A 9,668-nucleotide genomic window follows, 5' to 3' on the forward strand; every position below is an offset into this window, starting at 1 on the left:
CGGGCCGCACGGGGCGGCACCGGCGCGGGTAACCTCGCCGACCGGCCATGAGACCGACCGTGTGTATTCAATTCGCGGTACTCCCGGTGCGGTCGTGGAACCACGCTCACACCGCCCATGTTCAATTTGCGCTGCTCACGCAACCGCGATGGCTACTCGAGCTGCCGATGCCCCACCTTCGCCCGTACCGCCTAACGCTGTACAAACGATGGCATGGGCCTGCCGACGCAAGACAAGGTCGCCCGTACGCCTGGGCATACGATAGAACCTCGCCTCGCGTGAGCTCGCGGCCACCCGCACATACTACCGCCGGATGCGAACTCCGGTTAACTTAACGTCGAGCGGCCGATGGTTGTCAACCATCTGGCCGGGTGCGATGCACCTCACTCCAGGCGCACAGCGCCGAGTTCGGATGCGAGCAATTGCAGGGCGACCTCATCCGGGTCCTGCCGGTCTCCTGGCGCCACCGGCGTCGCCGATTCGGCCAGCATCTCCTGCTCTTCCTCCGGTGTCGGCGGCGGGATGGCACCGCCGCCGGGCTCCTCCGGGCCAGGATCGTCGGGCAGATCGGGGTAGTCGGGGGGCGGAATATCATCGTCGGCTACCGCGGCGGCCTTGGCCTGGCTCGGGCGCGAAAACCGGGGCGGGGTGCCCGAACCGCGGCCGTTGCGGGGGCCGCTCGCCCGGTCGGCACCCTCCCTGCCGGTCGGCTCGGCCGGCGCGGGCTGCGCACCTCCCGCCGCAGCGGCCGCTTCCGCACTCGGCCGGGAAAAGCTCCTCGCCGCGGGCTGCTCGGTGCCGGATGCGTCCGCGGGGCCGGGTTCGTCGGCACCGGAATCCCCGGAGCGGCGTGCCCCGCCGCCACCGGATTCCCGGCCACCACGGGCTCCGGAACCGCCGCGCGGCGCGGTCTGGCCTGCGCCGGTCTCGAACCGCACATCGAAATCGCGCCCGAGCACTGTCCGCAATGCCGTTCGGAGCGCATCCACACTGCGCGGTTCCGACAACCGCCGCACCAGCGCGTCATGGGGATGAACGAAGACAGCGGTGTCGCCATCGACCCGGGCAGGGGCCGCCGCGGTCAACATGGCGTGCACCGCCACTGCGATCTTGCGCACTTCCGCCTTGATATCGGCCCACCCGGCCTCGACCTCGGCAAGCGGGTCGCCGGCGCCGGCTTCTGCTGCGGCGGGCGCCGGGCCCGGCGCCCCGGCATCTCCACGTGCCGCGAACTCCTGGCCATGATCGGACCCGTCGCGCACGACGTCCGAACCGGCGGCATCCGGGCTCGCCGGGCGCTCGGGCGCAGCGGCGCCACCCGGATCGGATACCGGGTCCGTCCCGACACCCGACGCCGCAAAAGCGTGATCCGCTTCCCCCGGAGCCGCGGGTGCCGCCGACGGACCGCCCGGTGCGGGCACCTCCTCCGCGGCCGGGCTCGACGAGTCCGCCGCATATGGATCGGCCAGGTGGTCCGCTTCTGGCCGAACGCCCGGCGCGGCCTCCAGCTCAACGCCCGACTGCCCGACACTCGGCTGGGCGGGTGCGGCTGCCGGCGTTGGCTCCCCCGCCTGCTGAGACGGGCTCGCATTCGGCCGCGCCTGCTGGGCGACAGGATCGGCCTGCTGAGTCGGCTGAGGATGCTCGGTGCCCTGCTGGCCTTGCGGAGCGCTCGGCTGGGACTGCGGAGCGCTGGGCTGAGCGTGCGAATCACTCGCCGGGGCCTGCTTGGCGACCACTCGATCCGGTGCGGCCGACGACTGTGGGGCCAGCTGCTCATCGACGGGCGGCCGGGCAGCCGCGCTCGGTTCGGCACCCTGCGGCTGATCCGATTCGAGCTTCGGCGAGCGCGATTCACGCAGGGCGGCAAGGGCTTCGGCGCCGCGGCGGCGGTTGGGGTCGGCGGGGGCCTGGCGAGCGGGAGCCTCCGACGAAGCGGCGGGAGCTGCTGCGGACCCACCGGCAGGGGCGGAAGGGATTGCACCCGTGGCGAATTGACGCTCGAGCTGTTCGAGGCGCTGCAAGGCGGCTGCGTCGGTATCGGTGGCCGCGGGCAGGAGCATGCGGGCGCAAATGACTTCGAGCAGGAGGCGGGGAGCGGTAGCGCCGCGCATCTCGCCGAGGCCGGCATGCAGGAGTTCGGCGTAGCGGGTGAGAGCCGCGGGGCCGATGCTGTCGGCTTGGGCATGCATGCGTTCGAGGACGTCGCCGGGGGCGGCGACCAGTCCGCGTTCGGCGGCGTCGGGGACAGCGCGCAACAGGATCAGGTCGCGCAGGCGTTCGAGCAGATCGACCGAGAAACGACGCGGATCGTGCCCGGCCTCCATCACCCGATCGATGGTGCCGAAGAGGGCGGCGCCATCGGAGGTACCGAGCGCGTCGATGGCGTCGTCGATCAGCGCCACATCGGTGACGCCGAGCAGCGACACCGCGCGGGTGTAGGTGACACCCTCGGGTCCGGCACCGGCCAACAGCTGGTCGAGCACGCTCAGGCTGTCACGCGGTGAACCGCCGCCTGCCCGGATCACCAGCGGATACACCGCCTCCTCGACGGGCACATGCTCCTGTTCGCAGATACGTCCCAGCAGGCCGCGCATGGTGGCGGGCGGCAGCAAACGGAACGGGTAGTGATGGGTGCGCGAGCGGATGGTCGGCAGCACCTTGTCCGGTTCGGTGGTGGCGAAGATGAAGATCAGGTGGGCGGGCGGCTCCTCGACGATCTTGAGCAGCGCATTGAACCCGGCCGTGGTGACCATATGCGCTTCGTCGACGATGAACACCCGGTAGCGTGATTCGGCGGGCGCGTAGAAGGCGCGATCGCGCAGCTCACGGGTGTCGTCGACACCGCCGTGGCTGGCGGCGTCGAGCTCGATGACGTCCAGATTGCCCGCACCGCCCGGCGCCAGCGCCACACAAGACGAGCACACCCCGCACGGCCGCGAGGTCGGACCCTCCACACAGTTCAGCGAACGGGCCAGAATCCGCGCCGACGACGTCTTGCCGCAACCGCGCGGCCCGGAGAACAGATAGGCATGACTGATCCGCCCGGTGTCGAGCGCGGTGCTCAGCGGGTCGGTGACGTGCTCCTGACCCACTACCTCAGCGAACGATGCCGGTCGGTACTTCCGGTACAGAGCCACGGCCAGAGGTTACCGGCGAGCACCGACAGGTGAACACCCGCGCTGGTCGGGCATGTGCGACACGAATAACGAAACCGTCACCACACACATACCGGCGCAACCCGCTGGCTAACCTGTCTTCGGCAACTTCGGTAGCCACATCTTCATCAGGTTGGTGACCCCGGTCGGATCCATCCCGGCCGGGGCACAACCGAGCTCGACGAATCCGCGCCCCGCACCCGGAGGAACCCCCGTGTCGTCGTGTGAAGACATTGCCGCCGCCTGGCTTTCCGGCACCGATTTCGCCGGGAATCGCGCCGCCGCGAATTTGCTCGGCCGGGCGATCAGCCCGCGCGATTTCGACCTCGAACGTGAATCGCTCCCGGTGACCGCCGCCGCCGACCCGATCACCTCGTCCACCATTCTGGAGCTGCTCCAACGCGGCCAGGTGCCGACCATGGCAGCTATCCGCACCTTGACCGCCCAGAACGAAATGCGCAAGGAAGCCGAGCGCGTGGCTCGGCTCGGCAGGCGCGCCCAACGATGGATCGACGATTTCGGCAGGCTGCTCGCCACGGTTGCGGAGGCGCATTGGCTGGCCAATGGCATCGGCCCGACCCGACGCGATGTGCTCGGCTCGGCACCGGTCGCCACGTTGATCCACAGCCGCGTCGGCGAGATCGCCCCGAACGCCGTCAAGCACCTGTGGTTGATCGAGCGGGCGCAGCGGGCCGGATGGATCGCCTACGGCGACGAGCCCGGATCGCTGTGCGCGGCACGCCGATTCCACTCCGCGCAGTACGGCGATCGCGTGTCGGGCCAGCCGATCACACTGATCGGCCGGACGGTGGCCCGCCATATCGCCCGGGGCGATGGCCGGCCATGGCCGGAGCTGGCGACGCGGATTCGCGACGGCGTTGGCGTCCCGATCTTCCACGATGCCGCCGACGCCGTCGCGCAGCAGCGTTGGCTCACGATCGCCGGGTGGATCACGGTGGACAGTGACCGCGCCGCGCCCGGGCACCGCGGCCGACGCGCCCTTGCCCGCCGATCCCGCTAGAAATTCCCCCTTCCACACTCAGGTTAACCGCGTTACGCTAACGCCACTAACTTATTGGAGGGGGCTCTGTGCTGATCCGAATAGCGCGCCTGACCACTCGCTACCCGCGCATCGTGCTCGCGGTGGCGTTCTCACTCGCCGTGCTCTTCGGCATCGTCGGCGCCACCGCGTCGGCCCATATGAAGTCCGGCGGATTCACCACCGACGACGCCGAATCCACCCGCGCCGCCCAGCTGCTCGCCGACAATTTCGAGGGAGCGGCCCCGAACTTCGTGCTGCTGGTCAGCTCCGAGGCGGGTCTGCGAGATCCGGCCACCGTCGCCCGCGCCACCGAACTCGTCGACGCGCTGCGCGCCCGAGACGACGTCAGCGGCATCCAATCGTTCTGGACCAGCCCACCCACGATGGCCGCCGCCCTCGGCAGCACCGACGGCAACAGCGGCCTGATCATCGCCGAGCTCGACGGCGACGAGACCCAGATCCAACAGACCGCCGGTGAGCTCACCGAGCAGCTCACCGGCACCAGCGATGGCGTGACGGTCCGCCAGGGCGGTGTCGCGGCCGTGTATCACGACGTCACCGAGCAGATCACGCACGATCTGGCGGTCGCCGAGGCGGTCGCGGTGCCGCTGTCATTGATCGTGCTCATCCTTGTGTTCGGCAGTGTGGTGGCCGCGTCATTGCCGGTGATGGTGGGCCTGTTCGCGATCGTCGCGACGCTGGCCATCTTGCGGATGGTCACGCTGTTCACCGACGTGTCGATCTACGCGTTGAACATGACCACGGCCATGGGTCTCGCGCTCGCCATCGATTACAGCCTGTTCATCGTCAGCCGGTATCGCGAGGAACTCGACGAAGGGCTCGAGCCGGTCGCCGCCACCATCCGCGCCGTACAGACCGCAGGGCGCACGGTGCTGTATTCCGCGGTGACGGTCGCGCTGTCGCTGGCAGTGCTGAGCGTGTTCGACCTGTACTTCCTGAAATCGTTCGCCTATGCCGGTGTGGCCGTCGTGATCGCCGCCGCCGCGGCCGCGCTGTTCGTACTGCCCGCCGCGCTGGTGCTGATCGGGCATCGGGTCAACGCACTCGATCTGCGGGCTCCGCTGCGGCGCATGTTCGGCCGCGATCCGCACCCGACCGAGCCCATGGTTCCCGAAAAGACCCTCTGGTACCGCAACACCAAGCAGGTGATGCGGCACGCCGTACCGGTCACCGTGGTGATCGTCGCGTTTTTGCTCGTGCTCGGCTCGCCGTTCCTCGGCGTGAAATTCGGTTATCCGGACGACCGGGTGATGCCCGCCAGTGCGAACAGCCGCCAGGTCGGCGACACGCTGCGCGCTGAGTTCCCGCGCGCCGACTCCGGTGCGAGCGGCACCATCGTGCTCGACGACTTCCACGACCAGAACGCGATCGGCCAGTACGCCGCCCAACTCTCGAAGGTCGACGACGTGCCCGCTGTGCTCTCCAGCGCCGGTGTGTACGTCGCGGGCCGGCGTATGGCGCCCGGTCAACCCGATATGGCCAACGACACCGGTGCGTACCTGACAGTCGCCACCGATCTCGACCCGTTCTCCCCCGAAGGTTCCGCGCAGCTGGACAAGTTGCGCGCGGTCCCCGCACCGGCACCCACGCTGTTCACCGGCGCGGCGGCAGTCAATGCCGACTCCCTCGAGGCGCTCGGTGCCAAGCTCCCGCTGGCGGGGCTGCTGATAATACTGGCGACCTTCGTGGTGTTGTTCCTGTTCACCGGCAGTGTGGTGCTGCCGTTGAAGGCGATCGTGCTGAACACGCTGTCCTTGACGGCGGCCTTCGGCGCCATGGTCTGGATCTTCCAGGAGGGGCATTTCTCCGGGCTGATCGGCTTCACCCCGGTCGGCTATCTGGTTCCGACCATGCCGATCCTGATGTTCTGCGTCGCGTTCGGCCTGTCCATGGACTACGAGGTGTTCCTGCTGTCGCGGATCCGCGAGGAATGGTTGGCCCGCCGCGCCAAGCGCACCGGCAACGAGCTCGCCACCGAGGACAACACCGAGGCCGTTGCCATCGGTGTCGCCAGGACCGGGCGGATCTTCACCGCCGCCGCGCTGCTGATGGCAATCGTGATCGGTGCGATGGTGACCTCGAAGGTCTCGTTCATCCAGCTCATGGGCCTTGGCCTGACCCTGACCGTGCTCGCCGACGCGACCATCATCCGGGCCCTGCTCGCGCCCGCACTGATGCGACTGCTCGGGCCTGCGAACTGGTGGGCGCCGAAACCGCTTGTGCGGCTACACGCCAAGATCGGGCTCAGTGAGGAACCCGTATCGGCGGCCCGTGTTCCCGAACCGGCAGGGCATCGATGATCGGTGCCCGCAGACCACGCTCGCCACGCGGCGCCGGCTCTCAACTGCGCAGCGAGATCCTCGCCGCCACCGCCGATCTGCTGAACCGGACCGGAAACGCCGATGCGGTATCGATCCGCGCGGTCGGCAAGCTTGTCGGGGTGAGCGCGCCGTCGATATACCGGCATTTCGCCGATAAGGACGAGCTCATCGACGCGGTGGTGGCGCAGGTCTTCGAGGATCTGGACGCCGCCATGCGTACCGCCGTCGACGACGACCCCCGCGCCCACCCGATTGTCCGGTTGCACCATCTCGGCATGGCCTATGTCCGTTTCGCACTCGACCATCCCGAGCAGTACCGGCTGGCCACCGCACCCGCCGAAACCCGTGGCGCGGTCGACCAGGTCCTGTCCAGCAGCGCCTTCCAGTACTTCGCCGAGACCGTCCGCGCGGCAATGGAGGAAGGCCTGGTCGACCCCGGTGACCCGACGCCGATCGTGCTCGAACTGTGGGCCGCCGCCCACGGCATCGCGTCCCTGCTCCTGGCCAAACCCTATCTACCCTGGGGCGATCCGATGGAAGTCGCCGAACGCGTCCTTGGCGCGGCCTGCGTCGGGCACATCGTCATGAGTCAGATCGGTGAAGAACAGACGCCGGAAGACGTGGCGGACTGGTTCGCTCGACTACAAGTGGAGAAGCGGGGGGCCTGAGTTCGGCCTGGTCGCTCGCACTCACGTGCGCAGGCGAGGTCTCAGGACACCGAATCCGACGATGCCGCCCAGGTATTGCACATTTGTACCCGGTTGTTGCGATACCCGTGTTCGTACCAACCGCCGTAATTCTGCGGCGCACCGTGATCACGCATATCACCGGCGAAATCACCGCGGTTGTAGTTGTCGCGCACCGTCTCCATCGCGTCGTCGGCGGTGATCGTGCCGACGAACGTCGACGAGCCGATGAACATGCCACCGAAGCACTGAGCGGCCAACTCCAGCCGCCGCGAGTGCTCGAGGCCGAGCGCGGTAGAGCGGCCCGCGTCGTATGACTCCTGGTGCGACTGCTTCAGGATGCCGGTCAGGTTCTCCACATGGTGGCCGTACTCATGCGCGAAGACCGCCATGAAGATCACCGTGTCATAGGGGTCCTCGTTCTTCATGAAGCTGTCCAGCGGCATGTAGATGGTTTTGTTCGCGCCGCAATAGAACGCGGCGAAGTTGCTGCTTCCGCCGGTACACGGCGAACTAGCCTCGGCCCCTGTCGCGGTCACGCTCAGCCCTGGCGGGGAGAACGGCAGGTTCTCGTATTCGAGTAGGGCACTCCACATCTGCCCGAGGCAGGCCGACTGCGCCTCGAAGAACGCGCGAGCCGCTGTCACCGTCGGCGCCCAGGCCGGATACCCACAGTTGATGTTGTTCAGACCGGTGTCGGCGTGATCGAACAGCGGGTTGGTAGCCAGCGCGGCAACAGGTTTCGGACCTGCAGGAGTGCTGCTGGTTGTGGTGGTAGCGCGCCGGGTCGTGGTCGAACCGGACCGCGTGGTGGTCGGGCTGGAGGAATAGGTCGTGGTCGGTGACGGCGAGGAACTGTAGGTGTGGCTCGGCGTGCTCGACGGGGTATAGGCCGTGGTGGAACTATCGGAGGAACTCGACGCGAGCCCCGCCGCGACGAGCAGGCCGACGATGACGAAGACGCCGACAATCGTGAACGCGGCCGCGACTGCGCCGCCACCGGACCGTCGAGGCGGCATCGGTCGTCCGTACGGCATCGGCGGACCGTAGGGACGCATTCCCGGCGGCGGCCCGTACGGCATGGGCGGCGGCATCGGCGCACCGTACGGCGGCGGCGGTGCGGCATAGGGCGGCGGTGGAGGCAATGGAGCACCGTACGGCGGCGGCGCGCCGTACGGAGGTGGTGCGCCGTATCCGGGTGGCCTTCCGGGTGGCGGGCCATAGGGTGGACCGGGTGGCGGACCGTATCCGGGCGGTGGGCCGTAAGGCGGCTGCGTCATATCCTCATCCCCTCCGCCGTCGCGGGCCGGCTGTGTCGACCCGCGCATCCGGGCCGTATTCGAGCCGAACGCACGCGGTCACCCACAGGCCACCGGCCCGAGCGCGCCGGTGCCGACCGATCGACCACCGAACCATCTGTGCTGCTATGCGAGCGGTACACCTCGCTGCGCCCTCCCCGTACCCGGCACGTACCGGGCGATATCGAACTGCTTCATCAACTCACCGCGTCCGCCGATGCGGCGAACGTATTGCATTGGCTGGTGCGGTTTTCGTCGATGCCGGTGTTGAACCAGCGGCTGCCGTTGGTTGTACTGCCGTGGTCACGCATGTCGCCGGGCTGGTCGCCGCGGTGTTCGGCGTCGTCTCGGGCCATGCTCATCTGCGAGGAGGTCAGCGAGCCGCCCTGCGAGGAGGACGACAGGTACATGCCGTCGAAGCAGTTGGCCTGCAATTCGACTCGACGCGAGAGTTCCAGCCCGCGGGTGCTGCGCACACCGGAATCGACGCGCTCGCTGTTGGCGGCACGCAGGATGCCGGACATGTTCTGGATGTGATGGCCGTATTCGTGGGCGAACACCGACAGGTACACCACCCAGTTATCGCCGAACAGGTCGGTCTGCAACTGGCTGATCGGCATGTAGATGGATTTGTTCGCCGGGCAATAGAAGGCGGCGAAGTTGCTGGTGGTGCCGGTGCACGGGGTGGTGATGCCGTCAGTGGACGCGGACACGTTCACCGTCGGCGCCTGGAAAGGCAGTCCGGCCTTCTCCAACACCGGTTTCCACGCGGCCTCGAGGCAATTCTCCGCGCTGTCGAAGAACGCGCGGGCAGTCTCGACCCCTGTCCCCCACGGCGCGTAATCGCAGCTCGCCGGTATCAGAGTGGCGCTGGAATCGATGACCAGCGGGTTGTCAGCGGTTTTCGCGGGCCCGGTTTCACCGTTGTCATAAGTCATTCCGGGACGTGGACCCGAGGCGCTATCGCGGATACCGGTCTTGACCGCGGATCGCACCAGGCCGCCGACCACGAGCAGCACCAGCACGATCACCACCGCGATCACCTTGCTGCCTCCGCCGCCGGAGCGAGGCGGTGGTGGGCCGGGCGGGCGGCCATAGGGAACGGGCGGCGGAAACGGCGGGCGAGGACCAGGACCGGGCGG

General features: G+C 68.3%; 6 protein-coding genes. 3 read left to right on the forward strand and 3 right to left on the reverse strand.

What is annotated here, in order from left to right; all coding sequences use genetic code 11:
- Positions 1 to 383: 383 nt before the first annotated feature.
- Entirely contained in the window at positions 384 to 3,140 is a 2,757-nt protein-coding gene (locus GV792_RS27300; RefSeq protein WP_163827858.1) for a DNA polymerase III subunit gamma and tau, read from the reverse strand.
- Positions 3,141 to 3,372: 232 nt separating this feature from the next.
- Between GV792_RS27300 and GV792_RS27305 the strand changes: the two genes are divergently transcribed.
- The 3 genes from GV792_RS27305 (at position 3,373) to GV792_RS27315 (ending at position 7,210) form a co-directional block, all read left to right on the forward strand.
- Complete coding sequence (locus GV792_RS27305; RefSeq protein WP_163827859.1) at positions 3,373 to 4,179, forward strand: hypothetical protein; 807 nt, start codon at positions 3,373 to 3,375, stop codon at positions 4,177 to 4,179.
- Positions 4,180 to 4,247: 68 nt separating this feature from the next.
- Positions 4,248 to 6,521 carry an MMPL family transporter gene (locus GV792_RS27310; protein ID WP_163827860.1) on the forward strand — a complete coding sequence of 758 codons (2,274 nt, stop codon included), beginning with the start codon at positions 4,248 to 4,250 and terminating at the stop codon, positions 6,519 to 6,521.
- Entirely contained in the window at positions 6,518 to 7,210 is a 693-nt protein-coding gene (locus tag GV792_RS27315; RefSeq protein WP_163827861.1) for a TetR/AcrR family transcriptional regulator, read from the forward strand. Before GV792_RS27310 ends, GV792_RS27315 begins: the two co-directional genes overlap by 4 nt.
- A gap of 41 nt (positions 7,211 to 7,251) precedes the next feature.
- On the opposite strand, the gene GV792_RS29965 is transcribed toward GV792_RS27315, so the two are convergent.
- Both GV792_RS29965 and GV792_RS27325 read right to left on the reverse strand, forming a co-directional pair.
- Positions 7,252 to 8,265 carry a neutral zinc metallopeptidase gene (locus tag GV792_RS29965; protein ID WP_256670761.1) on the reverse strand — a complete coding sequence of 338 codons (1,014 nt, stop codon included), beginning with the start codon at positions 8,263 to 8,265 and terminating at the stop codon, positions 7,252 to 7,254.
- A 458-nt stretch (positions 8,266 to 8,723) separates the two neighbouring features.
- Positions 8,724 to 9,668: neutral zinc metallopeptidase (locus GV792_RS27325; RefSeq protein ID WP_256673893.1), on the reverse strand; the 945-nt coding region annotated here is incomplete at its 5' end.

The organism is Nocardia cyriacigeorgica, assembly GCF_010868145.1.
GTDB lineage: Bacteria > Actinomycetota > Actinomycetes > Mycobacteriales > Mycobacteriaceae > Nocardia > Nocardia cyriacigeorgica_D.

Excerpts from the sequence above, each read along its gene's own strand:
- GV792_RS27315 (WP_163827861.1), top strand. The coding sequence starts at position 6,518 with ATGATCGGTGCCCGCAGACCACGCTCGCCACGCGGCGCCGGCTCTCAA.
- GV792_RS29965 (WP_256670761.1), bottom strand. The coding sequence starts at position 8,265 with ATGCCGTACGGACGACCGATGCCGCCTCGACGGTCCGGTGGCGGCGCA.